The organism is Vermiculatibacterium agrestimuris (assembly GCF_943193085.1).
GTDB classification, from domain to species: Bacteria; Bacillota; Clostridia; order Oscillospirales; family Oscillospiraceae; genus Vermiculatibacterium; species Vermiculatibacterium agrestimuris.
Map to the genome: position 1 here is coordinate 25,976 of NZ_CALPCU010000014.1, position 20,528 is coordinate 46,503.

Annotated in this window: 21 protein-coding genes; 6 read left to right on the top strand and 15 right to left on the bottom strand. The window is 62.7% G+C overall.

What is annotated here, in order from left to right:
• Nucleotides 1-24 precede the first annotated feature (24 nt).
• Entirely contained in the window at nt 25-435 is a 411-nt protein-coding gene (locus tag NFR87_RS06440; protein ID WP_251447974.1) for a TM2 domain-containing protein, read from the top strand.
• Nucleotides 436-501: 66 nt separating this feature from the next.
• Here the strand turns inward: NFR87_RS06440 and NFR87_RS06445 are convergent, their stop codons facing one another.
• Both NFR87_RS06445 and NFR87_RS06450 read right to left on the bottom strand, forming a co-directional pair.
• A complete protein-coding gene (locus NFR87_RS06445) occupies nt 502-1,590 on the bottom strand; it encodes an LCP family protein (RefSeq protein ID WP_251447976.1) in 1,089 nt (362 codons plus the stop codon).
• A 104-nt stretch (nt 1,591-1,694) separates the two neighbouring features.
• Nucleotides 1,695-1,982: a hypothetical protein gene (locus NFR87_RS06450; protein ID WP_251447979.1), complete on the bottom strand. Its 288-nt coding sequence runs from the start codon at nt 1,980-1,982 to the stop codon at nt 1,695-1,697.
• Nucleotides 1,983-2,108: 126 nt separating this feature from the next.
• Between NFR87_RS06450 and NFR87_RS06455 the strand changes: the two genes are divergently transcribed.
• From NFR87_RS06455 to NFR87_RS06465, 3 genes are read left to right on the top strand one after another with little or no spacing between them, the layout of a single operon-like run.
• Entirely contained in the window at nt 2,109-3,149 is a 1,041-nt protein-coding gene (locus NFR87_RS06455; RefSeq protein ID WP_251447984.1) for an ABC transporter substrate-binding protein, read from the top strand.
• A gap of 3 nt (nt 3,150-3,152) precedes the next feature.
• A complete protein-coding gene (locus NFR87_RS06460; protein WP_251447987.1) occupies nt 3,153-3,899 on the top strand; it encodes an ABC transporter permease in 747 nt (248 codons plus the stop codon).
• Nucleotides 3,896-4,444, top strand: a complete 549-nt coding sequence (locus NFR87_RS06465) for an ATP-binding cassette domain-containing protein (protein WP_251447990.1) — start codon at nt 3,896-3,898, stop codon at nt 4,442-4,444. Before NFR87_RS06460 ends, NFR87_RS06465 begins: the two co-directional genes overlap by 4 nt.
• 43 nt (nt 4,445-4,487) lie before the next feature.
• On the opposite strand, the gene NFR87_RS06470 is transcribed toward NFR87_RS06465, so the two are convergent.
• From NFR87_RS06470 to NFR87_RS06495, 6 genes are read right to left on the bottom strand one after another with little or no spacing between them, the layout of a single operon-like run.
• Nucleotides 4,488-5,861 carry a DUF1576 domain-containing protein gene (locus tag NFR87_RS06470; RefSeq protein ID WP_251447993.1) on the bottom strand — a complete coding sequence of 458 codons (1,374 nt, stop codon included), beginning with the start codon at nt 5,859-5,861 and terminating at the stop codon, nt 4,488-4,490.
• Nucleotides 5,862-5,874: 13 nt separating this feature from the next.
• Nucleotides 5,875-6,819: a riboflavin biosynthesis protein RibF gene (gene ribF, locus NFR87_RS06475; RefSeq protein ID WP_251447996.1), complete on the bottom strand. Its 945-nt coding sequence runs from the start codon at nt 6,817-6,819 to the stop codon at nt 5,875-5,877.
• Nucleotides 6,820-6,873: 54 nt separating this feature from the next.
• Nucleotides 6,874-7,779: a tRNA pseudouridine(55) synthase TruB gene (gene truB, locus NFR87_RS06480; protein WP_251448000.1), complete on the bottom strand. Its 906-nt coding sequence runs from the start codon at nt 7,777-7,779 to the stop codon at nt 6,874-6,876.
• The gene (locus NFR87_RS06485; protein WP_251448004.1) at nt 7,772-8,725 is read right to left on the bottom strand and encodes a DHH family phosphoesterase; all 954 of its coding nucleotides are present in this window, start codon (nt 8,723-8,725) and stop codon (nt 7,772-7,774) included. Before NFR87_RS06485 ends, truB begins: the two co-directional genes overlap by 8 nt.
• A gap of 12 nt (nt 8,726-8,737) precedes the next feature.
• The gene (gene rbfA / locus NFR87_RS06490) at nt 8,738-9,076 is read right to left on the bottom strand and encodes a 30S ribosome-binding factor RbfA (protein WP_251448007.1); all 339 of its coding nucleotides are present in this window, start codon (nt 9,074-9,076) and stop codon (nt 8,738-8,740) included.
• Between the two features lie 34 nt (nt 9,077-9,110).
• Nucleotides 9,111-9,329: a helix-turn-helix domain-containing protein gene (locus tag NFR87_RS06495; protein WP_251448010.1), complete on the bottom strand. Its 219-nt coding sequence runs from the start codon at nt 9,327-9,329 to the stop codon at nt 9,111-9,113.
• 71 nt (nt 9,330-9,400) lie between these two features.
• On the opposite strand from NFR87_RS06495, the gene NFR87_RS06500 reads away from it, so the two are divergent.
• Nucleotides 9,401-9,559: a hypothetical protein gene (locus NFR87_RS06500; RefSeq protein WP_251448013.1), complete on the top strand. Its 159-nt coding sequence runs from the start codon at nt 9,401-9,403 to the stop codon at nt 9,557-9,559.
• 38 nt (nt 9,560-9,597) lie between these two features.
• Here NFR87_RS06500 and infB read toward each other — a convergent pair whose 3' ends face one another.
• From infB to NFR87_RS06525, 5 genes are all read right to left on the bottom strand, one after another.
• Nucleotides 9,598-11,958: a translation initiation factor IF-2 gene (gene infB, locus NFR87_RS06505; protein ID WP_251448089.1), complete on the bottom strand. Its 2,361-nt coding sequence runs from the start codon at nt 11,956-11,958 to the stop codon at nt 9,598-9,600.
• 110 nt (nt 11,959-12,068) lie between these two features.
• Nucleotides 12,069-12,530 carry a L7Ae/L30e/S12e/Gadd45 family ribosomal protein gene (locus NFR87_RS06510; protein WP_251448015.1) on the bottom strand — a complete coding sequence of 154 codons (462 nt, stop codon included), beginning with the start codon at nt 12,528-12,530 and terminating at the stop codon, nt 12,069-12,071.
• Nucleotides 12,523-12,798, bottom strand: a complete 276-nt coding sequence (rnpM, locus tag NFR87_RS06515) for an RNase P modulator RnpM (protein ID WP_251448018.1) — start codon at nt 12,796-12,798, stop codon at nt 12,523-12,525. Before rnpM ends, NFR87_RS06510 begins: the two co-directional genes overlap by 8 nt.
• Nucleotides 12,799-12,816: 18 nt before the next feature.
• Nucleotides 12,817-13,986 carry a transcription termination factor NusA gene (gene nusA, locus NFR87_RS06520; protein WP_251448021.1) on the bottom strand — a complete coding sequence of 390 codons (1,170 nt, stop codon included), beginning with the start codon at nt 13,984-13,986 and terminating at the stop codon, nt 12,817-12,819.
• A gap of 21 nt (nt 13,987-14,007) precedes the next feature.
• Complete coding sequence (locus NFR87_RS06525; protein WP_251448024.1) at nt 14,008-14,463, bottom strand: ribosome maturation factor RimP; 456 nt, start codon at nt 14,461-14,463, stop codon at nt 14,008-14,010.
• 296 nt (nt 14,464-14,759) lie between these two features.
• On the opposite strand from NFR87_RS06525, the gene NFR87_RS06530 reads away from it, so the two are divergent.
• The gene (locus NFR87_RS06530) at nt 14,760-17,459 is read left to right on the top strand and encodes an S-layer homology domain-containing protein (protein ID WP_251448027.1); all 2,700 of its coding nucleotides are present in this window, start codon (nt 14,760-14,762) and stop codon (nt 17,457-17,459) included.
• A gap of 74 nt (nt 17,460-17,533) precedes the next feature.
• Here NFR87_RS06530 and NFR87_RS06535 read toward each other — a convergent pair whose 3' ends face one another.
• Nucleotides 17,534-19,612: an elongation factor G gene (locus NFR87_RS06535; RefSeq protein WP_251448031.1), complete on the bottom strand. Its 2,079-nt coding sequence runs from the start codon at nt 19,610-19,612 to the stop codon at nt 17,534-17,536.
• Between the two features lie 194 nt (nt 19,613-19,806).
• Nucleotides 19,807-20,517, bottom strand: coding sequence for a FadR/GntR family transcriptional regulator (locus NFR87_RS06540; protein WP_251448034.1), 711 nt, complete (start codon nt 20,515-20,517; stop codon nt 19,807-19,809).
• Nucleotides 20,518-20,528 lie beyond the last annotated feature (11 nt).

Genomic DNA, 20,528 nt, shown 5'->3' on the forward strand with positions numbered 1-20,528 from the left:
GTGCGGCGGAAAGGAAGAGAGAAAATGGCAGAGATGGAAACGAAGACTGAGGCCGCGGTGGAGCAGGAGGCGCATACCGCGCAGGACACCAAGTTTTGCAAACACTGCGGAAACCGCATTGCGGCCGCGGCTGTGGTGTGTCCCCAATGTGGGTGCCAGGTGGAGGAGATCAAAAGCGCAGAGACCCCGCAGATCAATATTACGAATACGAATATGAATACCAATGCCAATATAATGGGCGCCATGGGCCGGATGAAGAACAAATGGGTGGCCTTTTTTCTGTGCCTGTTCTTGGGCGGGATCGGCGCCCATAAGTTCTATGAGGGAAAGACCGGTATGGGGATCCTTTACCTCTTTACCATGGGCCTTTTTTTCATCGGATGGCTGGTGGATCTTATTACGCTGCTCTTCAAACCGAATCCCTATTATGTATAAAAAGGATGGGCGGATAAGAGAGAAAACCGGCTGGCGGAAGGCTCCGCCAGCCGGTTTTTATGTCCCTCAGTCCGCCCGGATCATTCTGGTCATCTCCGGCGTTACATCGGTGGTGTAGGGGTTTAGGCATTCGTTGATGATGCGCAGGCTCTCCTCCACGTCCAGCTCGTAGACCGAGCTGACCCCGTCGTAGCTTTTGGTGCCGTCGCCGGGCAGGGTGGCGGTGGTCAGGTCGTCGAAATCGAAGCCCAGGGCAGGCTCCACAAACCAGAGAAGATTCCGCAGCGACAGGTCGGTCTTGATGCACCGGGACAGGATCTCCACATAGCTGCCCGCCTTCTGGGGATTGGAGAGGATCTTCTTGGCGATGGTCTTTACCATCTCCTGCTGTGTCCGTGTCCGGCCGATGTCGGCGTCGGGGTAGGCGTCGTAGATATTGTTGGGATACTCTCCCGGCCCGTCGGAATTTTTCCGGCAGCGCACCACCTCCAGGGCCTGCTGGCCTGTCAGGTGCTGCATGCCGGGGTTGAAGTGGATGTGGAGATCCTGGTCAGGGGCGTCGTAGTTCATATAGACGGGCACATTAAAATCCACACCGTCCACCGCGTCTACCAGCTCTACAAAGAGGCGGGTGTCCACCAGGGCGTAGTGGTCGATGGGGATGCCCAGCACCTCCCCGGCGGCGGCCATCAGCTCGGCGATGCCCCCGTCGGGAGGATTGGCAATGTTGCCGTTGGGAAAAGCGGCGTTGAGCTTGTGGTAGTGGTAGGGCCCCACCCGGCGGTCTACCAGCGTATCCCGGGGCAGGGACACCAGGCCGATCTTTTGGTTCACCGTGTCATAGGTGCACACCATGATGGTGTCGGTACTGCCGCTGACCTGATCCTCCGCCGCCAGAAGGAAAGTCCATGTCCCATCCTTGCGCTGGAGACCCTGGCTTTCGTCCACGTCCTGGGTGTTGGGATCGTCGGTGGTCACGGTCTGGTTTGGCCGGAGCGTATCATCGGCGGTGGTGGGCCGCCGGGAGACGGCCTTAAAGGCGATCCAAGCCCCCACGATGAGGGCGGAGAGGATCACTAAAGTTCGGTAAAGTCCTCGTCCCAGCCGCTGAAGCGGGGAGGAGGGCCGCTTTTTCTTACGGTTCCGCTTGGCCACGCCTTGGTTCTCCTTTCCATTTCTGGAAGTCAGTATGCCCAGTATAGCGGAAAGCTACCCCGGAAGCAAGCCAAGGTCGAAAAAATAAGAAATTTGTAACTTTTTCAGGAGCTCTGCTGCTGCCGGCACAGAAGGGCCGCAGTGAGGGCGTTCACCGCCCCCAGAAGATCCACCAGAAGCTGGCTCTGGCAGGAGAGCTGCTCCAGAACTTGCGTCCAGACCTCGCCGCTGGCCTCGAGGACAGGGGCGGTGGCGCAGGGGGCAGGCTGGGAGATGGGATGGGAATAGCGGTGCATGGGCTCCTCCTCCGCCAGAAGGGCCTGCCGGGCGGCCATCACTTTGACGTGGGCCTCTTGCGCAGTCTGATATGTACGGCTTTTGAGCCTTGCCATGGAAAGATACCTCCTTTCACGTACCCCATCCTATGCCAAAGCCCTCAAAAGGTCACTCTTTCTTGACATCGGTGAATTAAAATTGTAGACTGGATAGGAAATCTGAAACGGAAAGGAACATCCACCATGCGATATAAACGCCTTTTGGCCCTGGCCTTAGGGCTTTCTCTGCTCTCCGCCTGCGCCCCCAAGCCCGCGCCCACACCGGAGGCCACGGCCACGCCTTCGGCCGCGCCCACGGCGGAGCCCACCGCCGCACCCTCCCTGGCGGAGGATGAAAAAGTCCGGGTAGCCATGCTCAAGGGCCCCACCGGCCTGGGCGCGGCGAAGCTTATGGAGGAGAAAAAGGACAGCGCCACCGTGGAATTCACCGTCTGCGCCGAGCCCACCGAGGTGGTGGCCCTTCTCACCGGAGAGAAGGTGGACATCGCCGCCCTGCCCACCAACATGGCCTCCACCCTCTACCATAAGACGGACGGCGACATCCAGCTTCTGGCCCTGAACACCCTGGGCGTGCTCTATATTCTGGAAAACGGAGAGAGCGTGAACAGCCTGGCCGATCTGGCGGGGAAAAAGCTCCTGGCCACCGGCCAGGGGGCCAATCCGGAATTCGTGCTGAACTACCTGCTGGAGGAAAACGGCCTTACGGCAGGGGAGGATGTGGAGGTGGAGTGGCTCTCCAGCGACGAGGTCTCCGCCCGGATGGCCGCTGGGGAGGCCGGACTTTGTATGCTCCCGGTGCCCGCCGCCACCAGTGTCCTCATGCAGAACAGCGACGTGCGCGCCGCGGTGGATCTCAACGATGCCTGGACGGAGGCTGGAGCTGAGGGCGCCCTCACCATGGGCTGTGTGGTCGTTCGGACGGAATTTGCCCAGCAGAACCCGGAGGCAGTCGAGGCATTCCTGGAGGAGTATGAGGCCTCCATCGCCTACATGTCCGACCCAGCCAATGTGGAGCCTGCCGCCGCCCTGGCCGAGACCTACGGCATCGTCCCCAAGGCCGCCGTGGCCAAGCGGGCCCTGCCCGACGCCAACCTGTGCTTCATCACCGGGGACGATATGATGGCGGACATCCAGGGTTATTACCAAGTCCTGGCCGCCGCCGACCCCGCCTCCATCGGCGGCTCCATTCCCGACGGAGCCTTCTATTTCGACTACAAAAAGTAATATATGAAGAAAAAAGCCCTAAAAGTTATCGTTCCGCTGGCCTTTTGGCTCCTTCTCTGGGCCATAGGGGCCCGGTGGGTGGACAAGGAGCTGCTCCTGCCGCCGCCGGCCTCGGTGGGCCGCACCCTGCTCGCCCTGCTGGGGGAGGGGAGCTTTTGGCAGTCCGTGGCCGCCACGCTGGGGCGGATCACCGCCGGGTTCCTGCTGGGGGCCGTCCTGGGACTGGCGCTGGGTGGGGCCACCGCCGGCTGGGGGTGGTGCGACCTGCTCCTCTCCCCCGCCATGAAGGCGGTGCGGACGGTGCCGGTGGTGTCCTTTATCCTCCTGCTCTACTTCTGGCTGCCCTCCGGCCGGGTTCCGGTGGCCACCGCCGCCCTTATGGCCCTGCCAGTGGTGTGGCGTTCTACCCGGCAGGGCATTGCCGCCGCCGAGCCCGCGCTGCTGGAGGCGGCGGAGCACTATCGTCTGAACCTGTGGCGAAAGCTGCGGCTGGTGTACCTGCCGGCGGCCATGCCCGCTTTGTGCGCCGGATGGGAAAACGCCCTGGGCCTTGCCTGGAAGGCGGGGGTGGCGGCAGAGGTGCTCTGTCAGCCCAAGTGGGCGGTGGGCAGCGCCCTTCAGAGCGCCAAGACCTATCTGGACGCCTCTGCCCTCTTCGCCTGGACGGCGGCGGTGGTGGCGCTGAGCCTGGCCATGGAGGCGCTGGCGCGGCGGCTCCTTCGCCCCTGGCGAGAGGAGGGACGGGGATGAAGGTAGGAGATCTCACTGTCCGCTTTGGAGAGCGGGCGGTGCTGGAGCATTACAGCCTGTCCCTGCCCGACCAGGGGCTCACCTTTCTCACCGGGCCCTCCGGAGTGGGGAAGACCACCCTTTTGCGGGTCATGGCGGGGCTTTTGCCCCCGGAGTCGGGGACGGTGGAGCTTCCCGGCGCACCGGTGCTGCTGTTTCAGGACTCGCGCCTGTTTCCCCGGTGTACTGTGCTGGGCCAGGTGGAGGCGGTGCTGCCCAAGGGCCAGAGGGGCCGGGCCATGGACTATCTGGCCTTGACAGAGCTGGAGGGGGAGGCGCGGAAGCTGCCGGGCGCCCTCTCCGGCGGGATGGCCCGGCGGTGTGCCCTGGCCCGCGCTCTGGCGGTGGAAGGAGCGGTCTATCTGCTGGACGAGCCTTTCGCCGGTGTGGACGAGGCCCGGGCAGGGCGGATCATCGCCCGCCTCCGGGCGCTGAATAGGCCCATCCTGCTCACCGGCCATGATAAAGCGCTGGCCGCCCTGTGCGACCGGCAGGTGGAGCTGTAACGAGAGAAAAACAGGCCAGATCCATTTTGGATCCGGCCTGTTTTTATGCCTGTTTTGAATTGTCCTCCTCTATTTGGTGGTGAGAGGAGATAGGGGTGATGGGCTCGTCGTGCTCGAAGGACTCAAAGTAGTCCTCGTCCTGCAGCACGGGCCGGCGGTGGCGCACAAAGGCCATGAGCAGGGGGTAGAGCACGGTGGCGATGATGCCGCCGGAAAAGCCGTTGTTGTAGAGGTTGATGCCCGCCACCGGGCCGCCGGTGTGGAGCACCAGGCAGGAGTGGAGGAAGCCCGCCAGAATGCCGCAGGGCCAGCCGAAGTAGCCGGAAATGGGGGCCAGGGTGGTGCCGAAAAGGCCGGCCAGCTGGGAGGAGTAATCGGTGAGGTTCCACTCCATTACCGCGCCGCCCAGCACGACCCCCAGCATAATGGGGATGATGTTCCGGGCGTGCTTGCCATAGGCGGAAAAGCCCATAATGGTGAGGATGCCGCCCAGAGTAGGGCCGTTTAAGTCCCCGCCGATGAGGAGGATGTAGCCGGTGGCGATGAGGCCGTTGATCCCCATGTTAATGAGCACGGGTGCGGCGCCGTAAGTACGCAGAAAGTCGCTGGGGGAGCGGCCGGTGGCCTTGAGCAGGTAACGGTAGCCCGCCCAGGCCGCCCAGGGGGGGCGGCCGCAGAAGAAGAGGCCGCCGAGGATGAGCGCGCCGCAGAATACGCCCATGACCAGGGTAAACAGGCCGTTGTAGCCGGTGGCCCAGTGGAGGGCGGTGGTGGGGGTGTGGCCAAGGGAGGTGAGTACCGGCACCAGGATCATAGCCACCAGGCCGCAGGCGAAGCCCATGTTGTAAAGGTTCATGCCGTTCTGGATCTTGAAGGTGTAGGCCGACAGGGCGGGGAGGAGGAAGCCGACGAGCACGCCCAGTAAAAGTCCGGCCGCCAGAGACCAGGGAGATGGGACGGCAAAACAGATAAAGCTCACCACAGGAGCCAGGCAGGTGGACAAAAGCCCCACGTTGGAATACTTCACAAAGGGCTCCCGGCGAAAGCGGGCGTAGAGAAAGGCGCCCAGGAGGAAGGGCCAGATGTTGAAGACATTTTTGCCGAACAGGGAGAATCCGCTCATCAGGCCCAGCACCATCAGGGTGGTGCCGTTGAGGGGATCTCCCACCAGGTGGAGCACCATCAGGCTGATGAGCACCACAAGGGCGGAGTTGACCAAAGCCGCCCCCGCCCCCGCCAGAGCGATGTAGTCGGTGATGAGGGTGTCCCCCTCAAGAACGATGCGGCCCAGGCCATTCCAGATGTTGCCGGGGCTGTCCAGCAGAAAGGCCAGGGCGATCAAAAGGGCGCAGTAAATCAGTGCGGCAGGGAATATCCGCTCATAGCGCATTTTTCCTTCCTGACGGCTCTGGGGCATACCCATCCCTCCCTTAAGACGTAGGGTGACTCGCGAAAAAATCCCGGGTCTGCTGGGCGTTGCGCATAACTTCCTCTTTCAGTTCATCCAGTGTATCAAATTTTCGCTCCGGGCGCAAGTAGGTGTAAAACTCCATGCGCACCTGTCGGCCGTAGAGGTCGCCGTCAAAATCCAGCAGGAAACCCTCCACAGTCACCGCGTCGCTGTCATCCACCGTGGGGCGGATCCCCACGTTGGTCACCGCCGGATAGGGCCCCGAGCCGGGGAGGCACGCCTGATGGTCAGAATAGCCGGGGAGCACCCAAACCTTTGTGGCATAGACGCCGAAGGCGGGTGAGAGGGCGCCGGCGGGCAGGTGGAGGTTCACCGTGGGAAAGCCCAGGGTGGAGCCCAGCTTTTTGCCGTGGGAAACGGTGGCGGTGAAGGTGTGGGGATGGCCCAGCAGGCGCACCGCCTGGGCCATCTCTCCCTGGGCGATGAGGTTGCGGATGGCGGTGGAGGAGACGGTGATCCCCTCCTGCTCCACCTTGGCCACGATGTCACAGCCGATGCCCAGCTCGGCGCAGAGCTGCTGGAGCCGCTGGGGATTGCCCTCCCCCTTGTAGCCGAAGTGAAAGTCATGGCCCGCCACCAGGTGGACGGCATGGTGGATGCCCACCAGGTAGTCGGTGACGAACTCCCGCCAGGGGGTGTGCATCATCCGCTGGTCATAGTGGCACACGATCACGTCCCGGATGCCGAAGAGGCGGTGCATGAGCCCCGCCCGGTCGGCGGGAGTGGACAGCAGGGGCACAGGGGTGTGGAGGATAAGGGAGGAGGGGTGGAGGTCGAAGGTGAGGGCGGAGGGGATGGCCCCCAGTTCCTCCGCCCGCTGGGTGGAGAGGTTCAAAAGAGCCTGGTGTCCGACATGGACGCCGTCAAAAAATCCCAGGGCAATGACGCGCTTTGTGTTTTCCAAATCTGATATCTCCTTGTCGTTTATCCCGTGAGGCGGCCGCAGCGGGCGATATGGTCACACCTCGAAAAAGCTTTTGATGGTGGTCAGCCTTCCCCTTTTCAGCTCGCCCAACAGGAGAAACTCCCCCTGGGGGCCGTAGACCCGGTATTCCCCGTCCGTTCCCTGCCAGGGGATGGGATTGCCGTGGCGCAGCCGCTGGGCCTGTCCGGCATTTGCGGTGAGGGCGGGCCGGTCTTGGAAAAGAGCGTCCACCGGACGGAGCAGGGCCTCCGGGTCGGAGCTTTCGATGACTGCGTGGAGGGGCAGGGCCTCCGTCAGGGAAAAGCCGCAGGCGGAGCTGCGCAGAAGGGCGGACATACAGCCGCCGCAGCCCAGGGCCTGGCCGATGTCGTGGCAGAGGGTGCGGATGTAGGTGCCCTTGGAGCAGCGGACACGGAGAAAATAGTGCCCGGACAGTTCGGCGGGGCCGATGGGAAGGGGGGTGAAGGCGGGGGTGAGACCTTCCGCCAGTTCCAGGGCGTGGATGGTCACCCGGCGCTCCTTCCGCTCCACCTCTACGCCCTTCCGGGCCAGCTCGTAGAGCTTTTTGCCGCCGATCTTCACCGCCGAATACATGGGGGGCACCTGGCCGATCTCCCCCCGAAAGCGCCCCAGAACGGCCTCCAATTCTTCCCGGGAGACCTGAACGGGATGCTCCTCCAGGATCTGGCCGGAGGTGTCCTGGGTGTTGGTGGTGAGGCCCAGGCGCAGGCCGGCGATATACTCCTTCTCCTCGGTCTCGGCAAACTGGACAGCCCGGGTACACCGGCCCACGAAGACGGGCAGCACGCCGGTGGCCATGGGATCCAGAGTGCCGGCGTGGCCGACCCGTTTTTCATGGAAGGCCCCCCGGAGCTTGGCGCACACATCCATGCTGGTCCAGTCCTGGGGCTTGTGGATGATGATGAGACCGTTAGCCATTTTTCTGCACCTGCCGGATAGCCCCCAGAATGGCCGCCTTGGCGGTTTCCACACTGCCCATAACAGTGCAGCCGGAGGCGGCGGCGTGACCGCCGCCCCCCAGCAGGGCGCAGACCTTGGAGGCGTTGAGCTCCGCCCCGGTGCGCACCGACAGCTTGCACTCGCCGGGCGCCAGCTCCCGGATGGTGACGGCGGTGCGCACCCCTTCCAGCTGGCCGGTGAAGGCGGCGATGTCCTCGGCATCCTCCTCCCGGGCATGGAGCGCGGCCATGTCTGCCAGGGTGATGGAGGCCAGGGCGATCTGGCCGTCGTCATGGAGCTCCATGGTCTCCATAATGCGCCCCTCCAGCCGCAGGCGCACATAGCTCTTGGTGCGGAAGTGGCGCTTATTGACCCCGGCGGCGTCGATACCGGTCTCCATCAGCTGCGCCGCCACCCGGTGGGTGTTGGGGGAGGTGTTGGAGTACATAAAGCAGCCTGTGTCGGTGCTCACCGCCACATAGAGGGGAAGGGCCACCTCGGCTGTGAGGGAGCCCCACTCCTGCACCAGGGCGAAAATGATCTCCCCGCAGGCGGCCTTGTCCGGCTCCACGCAGTTATATTGGGCGAAGTGCTCGTTGGAGGGGTGGTGGTCGATGGACAGCTCTACTTTGTCCTTCCATTCCTGGGCGCTGGCGGGAAAGAGGCCCTGGCTGGCGATATCCACCGCCACGATGTGTTCGGGGCGGAAGTCCGCCGGAGCCAGCACCCCGTCCAGATAGGGGGTGAAGAGGGTGGTGGCGTCCTCGTTGGGGAGGAGCCAGGCGGTCTTGCCCTGGGCGCGCAGGGCCTTGCACAGGGCGATGGCGCAGCCCAGAGTATCCCCGTCGGGGCGCTTGTGGGTGAGGATGAGAAAGCCGTCCCGCTCCAAAAGCCAGCAGCCGGCCTCGCGATAGGTGACGTCCATGGGGGAACCTCCTTATTTGTCCAGGCCCTCGATGAGCTCCAGAATGTGGGCGCCCTTGGCCATGGAGTCGTCCCGAAGGAAGGTCAGCTCGGGGGTATAGCGCAGGGAGAGGGTGTGGCCCAGCTCCCGCCGGAGATAGCCGGAGGCGGACTTCAGGCCCTTGATGACCTGATCCACGTCGGACTGGTCCAGGGCGCTGATATAGATTTTGGCGTATTTCAAGTCGGGGGTGGTCTCCACGGCGGTGACGGAGATGAGTCCCCGGACGCGGGGATCCTTTACGCTGCGGATGAGCTCTGCCATGGCGCGCTGGATCTCTTCATTGATGCGGCCCATGCGGGTGGCGGACATATGGTTTCACCTCTTGGTTTTGTATTTCTTTCAGTTATTTGATGTCGGAAAGTCCCAGAAGGTAGTCGGATGATACGTTATAGTGTTCGCAAATCAGCACCAATTTTTCAAGGGTGGTCGTCTTTTTTCCGTTTTCCATATCGCTGATTTGCGCTGTTGAAATTTCAAGAAAATCCGCAAGGTCTTGCTGTTGTTCGCCGTTTGCCTTGCGTGTCTCGCGCAGACGGAGGCCAAATTCCTTTTTATTTAGCATAAGTACCCCCTTGACAAGTTAGCAATTTGCTATATAATAGAATTAGCAAATTGCTAAATGAGGTGATGAAAATGAACTGTCTATTTGAAATGCTCTTCCTGGCCTGGTGCAAGCAATATGACCCTCAAACCTTCCCGCAGGCCAAAGACTATGGCCTGTATACCTTCCGGGAGGGTCTCCAACTGGGGCTGTGCCTTATGTCAGCGGGGCTGGGAGCATGGACAGATTAAGGAAAGGGCGGGCGAAACGCCCGCCCTCGTCGCTGTTATTATACCTCGATCTGCTCCATGAGGAAGGCCTCGATCACGTCGCCCTCCTTGATGTCCTGCCATTTTTCAAAGGTGATGCCGCACTCGTAGCCCTGGGCCACTTCCTTCACGCTGTCCTTGAAGCGCTGGAGGGAGGCGATGGCGCCGTCGTAGATGACGATGTTGTCCCGGAGAAGCCGCATCTGGGCCCCCCGCTGGATGCGCCCGTCGGTGACGTAGCAGCCGGCCACCATGCCCACGCCGGTGATACGGAACACGCTGCGCACCTCGGCGTGGCCCAGCTCCACCTCCTTGAACTTGGGGGCGAGCATGCCCTTCATGGCGGTCTCGATCTCCTCGATGGCGTCGTAGATGACCCGGTACATCCGCATGTCCACGTGATCCCGGGCGGCATTCTGCTTGGCGTTCTCGTTGGGCCGGACATTGAAGCCCACGATGATGGCGCCGCTGGTGGCGGCCAGCATCACGTCGGACTCATTGATGGCGCCCACGGCCGAGTGGATGACCTTCACCCGAACCTCCTCATTGGAGATCTTCTCCAGGGACTGCTTCACCGCCTCGGCGGAGCCCTGGACGTCGGCCTTGACGATGATGTTCAGGGTCTTCATCTCCCCCTGCTGGATCTGGCTGAACAGATCCTCCAGGGTCACCTTGCCCTGGGGCCCGGCGGCGGCCATCTTCTGGTCGTGCTTGCGCTGGTCGGCCAGCTCCCGGGCCATGCGCTCGTCGGCCACGGCGTGGAAGTCGTCGCCGGCGGAGGGCACCTCCGCCATGCCGATGATCTCCACAGGCACCGAGGGCCCGGCGTGCTCCACCTTCTCGCCGGAGGCGGTGGTCATGGCCCGGACACGGCCCACGGCGGTGCCGGCGATGATCACGTCGCCCTGGTTGAGGGTGCCGTTTTGCACCAGCAGAGTGGCCACGGGGCCGCGGCCCTTGTCCAGCCGGGCCTCCACCACCGCGCCGTGGGCGGAGCGGGCGGGGTTGGCCTTCAGCTCCCGCATCTCGGCGGTGAGAGTGACCATCTCCAGCAGGGTGTCGATGCCCGCTCCGGTCTTGGCGGAGATGGGACAGATGATGGTCTCGCCGCCCCACTCCTCGGGCACCAGCTCGTACTCAGTGAGCTGCTGCTTGATCCGCTCGGGGTTGGCCTCGGGCTTATCCATCTTGTTGATGGCCACGATGACGGGGATCTCGGCCGCCTTGGCGTGGTTGATGGACTCCACGGTCTGGGGCATGATGCCGTCGTCGGCGGCCACCACCAGGATGGCGATGTCGGTGATCATGGCGCCCCGGGCCCGCATGGCGGTGAAGGCCTCGTGGCCGGGGGTGTCCAGGAAGGTGATGGGCTTGCCGCCCACCTCCACCTGGTAGGCGCCGATGTGCTGGGTGATGCCGCCGGCCTCGCCCTCGGTGACGTGGGCGTTGCGGATATAGTCCAGAAGGGAGGTCTTGCCGTGGTCCACGTGGCCCATGACCACCACCACGGGGGCCCGGGCGACCAGATCCTCCTCCTTGTCCTCGGCGGTGTCGATGAGCTTCTCCTCGATGGTGACGATGACCTCCTTCTCCACCTTGCAGCCCATCTCTTCCGCGATGATGGCGGCGGTGTCGAAGTCGATGACGTCGCTCATGGAGGCCATGACCCCGTTTTTCATCAGGGTCTTGACCACCTCGGCTCCCGTCTTCTTCATTCGGGAGGCCAGCTCGCTCACGGCGATCTCGTCGGGGATGAGCACCTTTACAGGGGCCTTCTTGGCGATCTCCAGCTGGAGACGGCGCATCTTCTCCAGCTCCTCCTGGCGGCGCTTGTTGCCGCCGAAGCTGCTGGCCCGGCGCTGGTTGGCGCCCCGGTTGCGGAACTTCTCCCGGCCCGCGTCCATCTGCTTGGTCTTGGACGAGGCGATGCGCTCCAGCTTCTCGTCGTACTTATCCAGGTTCACCGCCCCGCCCTTGCGGGTGTCCACCACCCGCTTCTCCGGCACCCGGCTGGCGGGCCGTTGGGCAGCGGGCTGCTGGGGCTTGGCGGCAGGCTGGGCCTGCTGGGGCGCGGCGGCGGGCTTGCTCTCCGCCTTGGGGGCCTCCGGCGCGGCGCCGGCCTCGGCCTGCTTGGGTGCGTCTGCCTTGGGAGCCTCCTGGGCGGGCTTTGGCTCGTGGTAGACGTCGGCGAAGATGCTCTCGATGCTCTCCACCTGATTGTGCTGGGTCAGGTACTCAAAGATCAGGGAGAGCTCCCTGGTCTCCAGCGCCTGCATAGGGTTCTTGGGGGCCGTGGCGTACTGGGTGAGGATCTCGGTGATCTCCTTGGTGCTCCGATCCAGATCCTTGGCCACATCACGGACGCGATACTTGATATTCAGCAAATGAAGCCACCTCCATTTTGGTGGGACTTGTGCCAATGAGAAAGGGGGAGAGCCTCTCCCGCCCTCTCATTGGTACAAGTCCGGTCAGTTGTTTCTCACGATGGTGCTCATGTCTTCCTGCCCTCTGCGGGAGGCGCGGCCCAGGGCTTGCGGCTCTTGGCCTGGCGGGCCTTTTCCTTGGCGCGCTGCTCCCTGCGGCGGCGATCCTGCTTGGCCGCCTTTTTACCCAGGGTCTCAGCGGCGGCGCCATAGCGCTCCGGGTCGGCCTGAGAGAGCTTTTGGACTGCTGTGGCGGCCAGGCCCATATCGGTGAGGGCCACCACGGCGCAGCTGGCTCTGCCCAGAGCCCCGCCCAGCTCCGCCTTGGTCAGGGGGAGGGTGAGTACAGGGGCGTTGCCCTGCTGTCCCAGGGACTCCGCTTTCCGGCGGGTATTGTCGGCGGCGTCGGAGGCCAACAGGATGACCCGGGCTTTGTGGCCCAGCGCGGCGGCGGCGGTGGGTTCCTCCCCCAGCTCCGCCTTGCCTGCCCTGCGGCAGAGACCCAAAAGGCCGGTGAGGCCGTTATCCATCGCCCTCACCCGCTTTCATCTGCGCCTCCATAGCCTCCCATACCTCGTCGGGGAGGGGGGCGGAGAAGGCCCGCTCCAGAGCCCGGGACTTGCGCACCTTCTTCAAACACTCGGTGCTGGGACACACATAGGCCCCACGGCCCGGCTTTTTGCCCTTGAAATCCAGGGAGACCTCCCCCTCGGGGGAGCGAACCACCCGGATCAGCTCCGGCTTGGGCTTATGCTCCCGGCAGCCAAGGCATTGGCGCACGGGTATTTTTTTTGGCATAAGGGAGTTCCCCCTTTTTTATTCCTCAGCGATGAGGCCGTCCTCTTCCTGGGGGGCATCCCCGTCCAGGGCGGAGGCGGGCTTGATGTCGATCTTGTAGCGGGTGAGCTTGGCGGCCAGGCGGGCGTTCTGCCCCTCCTTGCCGATGGCCAGGCTGAGCTGGTCGTCAGGCACCACCACCCGGCAGCTGCCCTTGCTCTCCTTGTCGGAGAGGGGATCCTCCGGGCTGTCCAGAGTGGTGACGGAGAGGACGTCGGCGGGGGCCAGGGCGGCGGCAATGAACTGCGTAGGATCCTCCGACCACTTGATGATGTCCACCTTTTCGCCCTTGAGCTCGCTGACGATGTTGTTCACCCGCGCGCCCTTGGGGCCCACGCAGGCGCCGATGGGATCCACGTTGGGATCGGCGGACCAGACCGCCAGCTTGGTGCGGCTGCCCGCCTCACGGGCGATGGACTTGACCTCCACGGTGCCGTCGTAGATCTCGGGCACCTCCAGCTCGAACAGCCGCTTCACAAGGCCGGGATGGGTGCGGGAGATGAGGACTTGGGGCCCCCGGGTGGAGCGGCGCACCTCGGCCACATAGACCTTCAGGCGCATGCCCTCGATATACTGCTCCCCCTTGATCTGCTCGTTGGGGGCCAGGTAGGCCTCGGTGAACTCGCTGCCGGAGGTGATGCGCAGGGAACACCCGCCGGTGCGGGGATCGATGCGGGTGATGAGACCGCTGAGGATCTCCTTCTCCTTGGAGGAGAACTCGTCAAAGATCATGCCCCGCTCTGCCTCCCGCATGCCCTGGATGATGACCTGACGGGCGGTCTGGGCGGCAATACGGCCAAAGTCCCGGGTCTTGACCTCCATGGAGATCACGTCACCCAGCTGCACCTGAGGCAGCTTGAGCTGGGCCTCCTCCAGGCTGATCTCGGTGGCGGGGTCGTCCACCTTCTCCACCACGTCCTTTTTCAGATACATCCGGACGGTGCCCTTTTCCTCGTCGGCGTCCACCACCAGGTTGTCCCCGGACTCGGGGTGATCCTTTTTATAGGCGGAGACCAGGGCCAGAGTGATCTTCTCCAGCATATATCCCTTGGGGATCCCCTTCTCCTTCTCGATCAGGTCGATGGCGGTGAAGAACTCGGCCGCGTCCAGCTCATGGGGATTTTGCACATTCTGATTTTTCTTCGGCATAATGATACTCTCCTTTATCCGTCAAACGCGCACGTACAATCTGACCTGCGCCACGTCTTTTTTTGCGAACGTCACGCTCCCAGCGGGAGCGGCGATGGTCACGTCACCCTGTGAGTAGGCCTCCAAAACGCCCACCCAGTCCTTGCGTCCGTCCTGGGCCCGGTAGAGTTTTACCTCCACCTCGCTGCCAACAAAGGCGGCGAAGTGCTCGGGCTTTTTCAGGGTCCGGTCGGCTCCGGCGGAGGAGACCTCAAAGGTGTAGCTGCCCTCGATGGGGTCGGCCTGATCCAGTGCGTCGCTCACCGGGCGGGAGACCGCCTCGCAGTCGTCAATGGATACTCCGCCGGGCTTGTCGATGTAGAGCCGGAGATACCAGACCCCCGCCTCCTTTACATATTCCACGTCCCAGAGGGTACAGCCCTTCTCCTCCGCAATGGGGCGGGCCAGAGCCTCTACAATGTCGGTCACCTTCGCCATAGGCGTCCTCAACCCCTTTTCCATGAAAAAGAGTGAGGAAGAATCCTCACTCTCACCATTACTACCCTTACTATTGTGGCAAGTATACCATATCATGCCATAGAAAGCAAGGGTTTTCCAAAAAAGTTCCATATTTTGTGCGGGCGGTTTCCCATAGACACAAGGGTGCAAATTTCCCTTCGTAAATGAAAATTTTTGCTGTTGCAAAGAAAAAATCTCGGTGATATAATGTTGCCAAATGTGGGGATTTACCCCGCAAATGTAAAGATCTGCTTATTTTTAAGGAGTGACGTGATATGAAACGGATCTCGTCCTTGTTCCTGGCCCTTACCCTGTGCCTGGGTCTTGCCGTGCCTGCCAGCGCGGCAGAGAATGCCGGGTATACCGATCTGGAGGCCCACTATGCCAAGGCGGCGGTGGAGACCTGGAGCGGCTATGACGTGCTCAAGGGCTACCCCGACGGCAGCTTTAAGCCCAACGATCCCGTCACCCGGGCGGAGATGGCTGTGGTGCTGGACCGGGTCATGGGCTATCAGGCCACAGCGGAGAACACCTTCTCCGACGTGCCCGACCGGGCCTGGTATGCCCAGAGTGTCCTCCATCTGGTGGCTGAGGGCATCTTCCAGGGCCGTAAGGCGGGCCAGATGATGCCCAACGCCCCCATTACCCGGCAGGAGGCCCTTGCCGCCCTGGCCCGGGCCATGGCTGTGGAGGAGAGTGGGGAGGCCCCCGGCTTTGCCGACGATGGGGCTGTCTCCTCCTGGGCCATGGGCGATCTGGCCGCCATGAAGGCGGCCGGGTACATCCAGGGGGACAAAAACGGGAATGTCCGCCCCGACGACCCCATCACCCGGGCCGAACTGGTCACCATTTTGGATCGGATGGTTTCCGGCTTTATTAACGCCGACGGCGAGTACACCGAGGACTGCGGGGGCAATCTTGTGGTCAATGCCCAGGACGTGCGCCTGAAGGATATGACTGTTGACGGCGACCTCATCGTGGCCGACGGCGTGGGCGAGGGAGATGTGTACATCGAGGGGGTCACGGTGAAGGGAAATATCATCCTCCGGGGCTGTGGGGAGAACTCCTTCCACATCCTTCCGGGGTGCAATGTGAAGAACATCATCGTCACCAAGACCACCGGGGGCATGATCCGGCTGGTCAATGAGTCCGGCGAGACCATCCCCATGATCTTCGTCAACGACGGCAAGGCCGGGGTGACTTTGGACGGCGACGAGCTGGGCGAGGTGGTCATCGCCTGCGACGCCCCTGTGACCATCGCCGCCAAGAGCGTGAAGACCCTGTCGGTGACCAAGGACGCCAAGCTCACCGTGAACAAGGGCTCCATCGTATCCAGCCTGGAGCTGGCCGAGACCGCCAAGGACGCCCAGGTGACGGTGGAGGGCCGGGTCTCCAAGCTGACCAACGACGCCGGGGTGAAGGTGGACAAGCAGAACGGCGGCAGCGTGGGAGGAAGCTCTTCCGGCGGCAGCTCCTCGGGCGGCTCCAGTTCGGGGGGAAGCTCCTCCGGCGGGAGCACCGCCGCGCCCAAGACCGTTTCGGAGGTGAAGCTCCAGCTCCTGGCCCCCGCCTTCGGCAATATTCCCGACGAGGCCGACGCGCTGGGCGTGGGCTATTCCGCCAAAACGGAGTGGTTCAACGCCGACGGCTCCGAGCCCAGCTACCGCTGGAAGGCGGACAGTACCGCCAAGGACACCTTTACCGCCGACCAGGCCTACCAGGCGGTGGTGAAGCTGAGCCCTGTTACCAACTATGTTTTTGCCGACAGTGTGAAGGTGAACGTCACCGACGGCAACGGCAACGAGTTTGTCCCCGCCAAGTCGGAAAAGAGCGGGAACGACTGGGTGGTGACCATGGTCTATGAAAAAACCGAGCACCGGGAGCCGGTGAGCGGAGTGACTGTCGTGGCCCCGGCGGCGGTGAGCCCGGGGACGACGGCAAAGCTTGAGGTTTCCTATTGGAACAACTTTCTGGTGGATCCGGAGACCTTTTCCTACCAGTGGTATCGGTGTGATAACGCTGAGGGCGGGGGGAAGACCCCTATCACCGGAGCGACGGCCAGAGAATATACTGTCCCCGCCGAAGACACCCGGACCGAGGGGATACTCTACTACTGCTGTGACGTTACCGCCGGGGGGAAGACCTGTCCCTCTGCTGTGAAGGCGGTGGAGATCCGGGACATATTGGACGCCGATACCATCCCGATTCCCACCGTGGGCAGCGAGCTGACAGTGGATGAGAGCGGAAGACGGATGACGGTGGAACTGGGAGAGCTGATGTGCCACAAGGACGTGAGCTATTCGGTGGAGGTCAATGCAAAGGTACAGAAGAAGGACGGCACAGAGCTCGGGGGCAGCGTGACCGTTGTGTACATCGACTCCGATACCATCCCGGAAAACGGGGCGGTGAGCGTGGGACTGGACCTGGTCGACTTTGTGAGCGAGTATGTTTTCACTATGCTCAGGGCAGGACTGTGTTATGATATCGAGCTGGGCGAGGTCACGGTGACAGTACGGCCTGCGCTGCAAAATGCTGAGGTGGCCGATAAGGTGGGGGAGAGGAAGCTGGACATGACCGGGAAGGGAGTCTTCCACGTTTTCTCCACCGGCAGCGGATCTGCCGACGAACCCTGGCAGGGCCCGCCCAAAAGCCTTCAGCTGGTGATCAACGGCTCCACCGGGACGTTTCAGGATAAGACGGATCCGGATCCCGTTCCCACCGGCGTCTATGAGCAGGTGAGGGTGGCCTTCTACATGGGCACTGGCTGGGTGACACCGCTGCCGAGCGGTCAGGACTCCTACTGGAATGGGGCGCTCCCGGTACCGGAAAACTGGCTGGAAGGCTTTGGGACGGGCGAGTCCATGGCCCAGGTCATATGCGCCTTCTATGCCCTCGGGGAGCCCGGCGAGGGGATGAAGGTCTATGGCATGGAGCTGACGAACCTGAACATCATCTTCCAGCCTGGAAACAGCTGAATCGCGAAACAAAAATACCGCCTCTGCCGGACCGATCCGGCAGAGGCGGTATTTTTGTTTATCAGCTGGGAGCTTTACTCCTCCGCGGCCAGGGCCTTGGCGGCCTCCACCGCCTTATCCTGGACGGCGGGGGGCGCGTCCTCGTAGCGGACGAAGTGGAAGGTGAAGGAGCCCCGGGACTGGGTCATGCTGCGCAGGTCGATGGCGTAGCTCATCATCTCGGCCATGGGCACCTCGGCGGAGATGACCTGGTCGCCGTCCCCGGTGGGATCCATACCCATGATGCGGCCCCGGCGCTTGTTGAGGTCGCCCATGATGTCGCCCATGTAGCTGTCGGGCACGGTGACCTTCAGCTCGCCGATGGGCTCCAGCAGCACAGGGCTGCCCTCGGGCATGGCCGCCTTATAGCTGAGCTGGGCGGCGGTCTTGAAGGCGATCTCGGAGGAGTCCACCGGGTGGTAGCTTCCGTCGTAGAGGGTGGCCTTCAAATTCACCACGGGATAGCCCGCCAGGGGGCCGTGGAGCACGGCCTCCCGCAGGCCCTTCTCCACTGCGGGGAAGAAGTTCTTGGGCACGCTGCCGCCGAAGACCTCCTCGGCAAAGACCAGCTCGTCCTCACCGGGGTTGGGCTCGAAGCGGATCCACACGTCGCCGAACTGGCCGGAGCCGCCGGTCTGCTTCTTGTGCCGGCCCTGTTTCTCCACCGGCTTGCGGATCTTCTCCCGGTAGGGGACCCGGGGGGTCTCCAGCTCGGTGTCCACGTTAAAGCGGCTTTTGAGTTTGCTCACCAGCACATCCACCTGGATGTCACCGGCGGCGTAGATGACCATTTGATGGGTCTCGGAATTGTTGACCACATAGAAGGAGGGATCCTCCTCGTTCATCCGGGCAAGGCCCTGGGCCACTTTGTCCTCCTGGCCCCGGGCCTTGGGGAGGATGGCCACGGAGTAGCAGGGCTCCAGGAAGGGGATGGGCTCGATCTTGACCACCTTGCGCGGCTCGCACAGAGTGTCGCCGGTCTTCAGCTTATCCATCTTGGCGATGGCGCCGATGTCGCCGCACTGGAGCTCCTTGACCTCCTCGGCCTTCTTGCCCCGCATGATGTAGAGCCGGCCCAGCTTCTCGGTCAGGCCGGTGCGGGCGTTGACCATGGCCATATCCGGCTTGATGGAGCCGGAGAGGACTTTTACATAGCTGTACTTGCCGTACTGGTCAGAGACCGTCTTGAAGACCACGGCGGCGGGCAGGGCGCCGGGGGCCACCACGAACTCGTCGGCTTCGCCCTCGGCGTTCTCGCCCAGAAGGGGCTGGCCCTCCAGGGGGCTGGGCAGCAGCTCCACGATGGTGTCCAGCAGCATACGGGTGCCCAGACCGGAGATGGCAGAGCCGCAGACCACGGGGAAGAGGGAGAGATCCTTCACGCCCTGCCGCAGGCCCTTGACCATCTCGGCGTAGGTGAAGTCCTCGCCGCCGAAGTACTTGTCCATGAACTCCTCGCTGGTCTCGGCCACGGACTCCTTCAGCGCCTCGTAGAGCTCATCCAGCACGCTCTTTTTGTCCTCGGGTACCTCGATCTCCACGCGCTCACCCTTGTTGCCGACCTCAAAGGCCCGCTTCTGGAGCACGTCGATGATGCCGATGACCTTCTTGTCCGCGTCCCAGATGGGGGCCACCAGAGGGGCGATATTTTTGCCGAACCGCTCCCGCAGGGTGGCGAAGGCGGCGTTATAGTCGGAGTTATCCTCGTCGGTCTTGGAGATGTAGAGCAGCCGGGGCAGATTGCGCCGCTCGCAGTATTTCCACGCCTTCTCCGCGCCCACGCTCATGCCCGACTTGGCCGAGCAGACGATGATGGCGGCGTCGGAGGCCTGGAGGGCCTCCAGAGCCTCTCCGGCAAAGTCAAAGCCGCCCGGGGTGTCCAGCACGTTGATCTTACAGCCGTTGTATTCCACCGGAGCCACAGCCAAAGAGATGGAGATCTGGCGCTTGACTTCCTCGGGATCGTAGTCACACACGGTGTTTCCGTCGGGGATGGAACCCAGACGCAGGGCGCCGCCGGTGAGGTAAAGCATGCTTTCCGCCAGGCTGGTCTTGCCGTTTCCGGCGTGGCCCAACAGACAGATGTTGCGGATGTTTTGCGCGGAATAGCTCATGTGGATCCTCTCCTTATTGTGGGTTTACAGTGGGGTGGCTGGCTGAAAATTTCACTGTTCTTGTCCATTATAACGCAAAGTGGGCGGTATGACAACAAGAAATTTGAGAAAATCGCACAAAATCCATCGGGGCGAAAAAAGGCCCCGGCGCGCACAGGGGCGTTCCGGGGCCTGAGGGGAAACAGAGGTCTGCTTTACACGGAGTCAGCCGCCAGCTTTTGGCGGTGGCGGGAGAGGGATTTCTCCTCCTCCAGATGGGCGCGCATGAGATGCTGGGCGATGACGCCGTCGTGACTTTCGATGGCGTTGTAGATCTTGCCATGGAACAGCAGGGGGCCCTCTTCATACCGCTCGTCCAGATTCTCCGCCCGGAATTGCAGCAGAACGGCGGAGAGGAACTTGTAGATCTCCTCCAAAAGCGTGTTGTGGGAGGCGTGGACGATGGTAAAGTGGAACTCCACGGAGCGATCCCGGGCGGGCAGAGTCTCCTCCTCCTGGAGGGAGCGCCGGATCAGCTCCAGATCCTCCTCGGTGGCCAGAACGGCGGCCTGCGCGGCGGCGTAAGGCTCAATGAGACAGCGAATATCCATCAGCTGGTCAACGGTATCCTCCGAGACGCTCATGCCGAAAAATACCTTGCTGAGCAGGGGGGATATCTCGATGGAGCTGATCTCCATGCCCCGGCCGGGTACATAGCGCACCAGGCCGAGGAACTCCAGGATCTTCAGCGCCTCCCGCACGGGAACGCGGCTGGTGCCGAAATGCTCCGCCAGCTCCCGCTCAGAGGGCAGCACATCCCCCGGCTTCAGCTCGCCGGAGGCCACCAGATCGCTGATGGAAAGAATGATCTTCTCATAAAATTTGTTGGGATAGGGGGCATTCTCTTTTGTGATTGGACTAAACACGTCTCATCAAA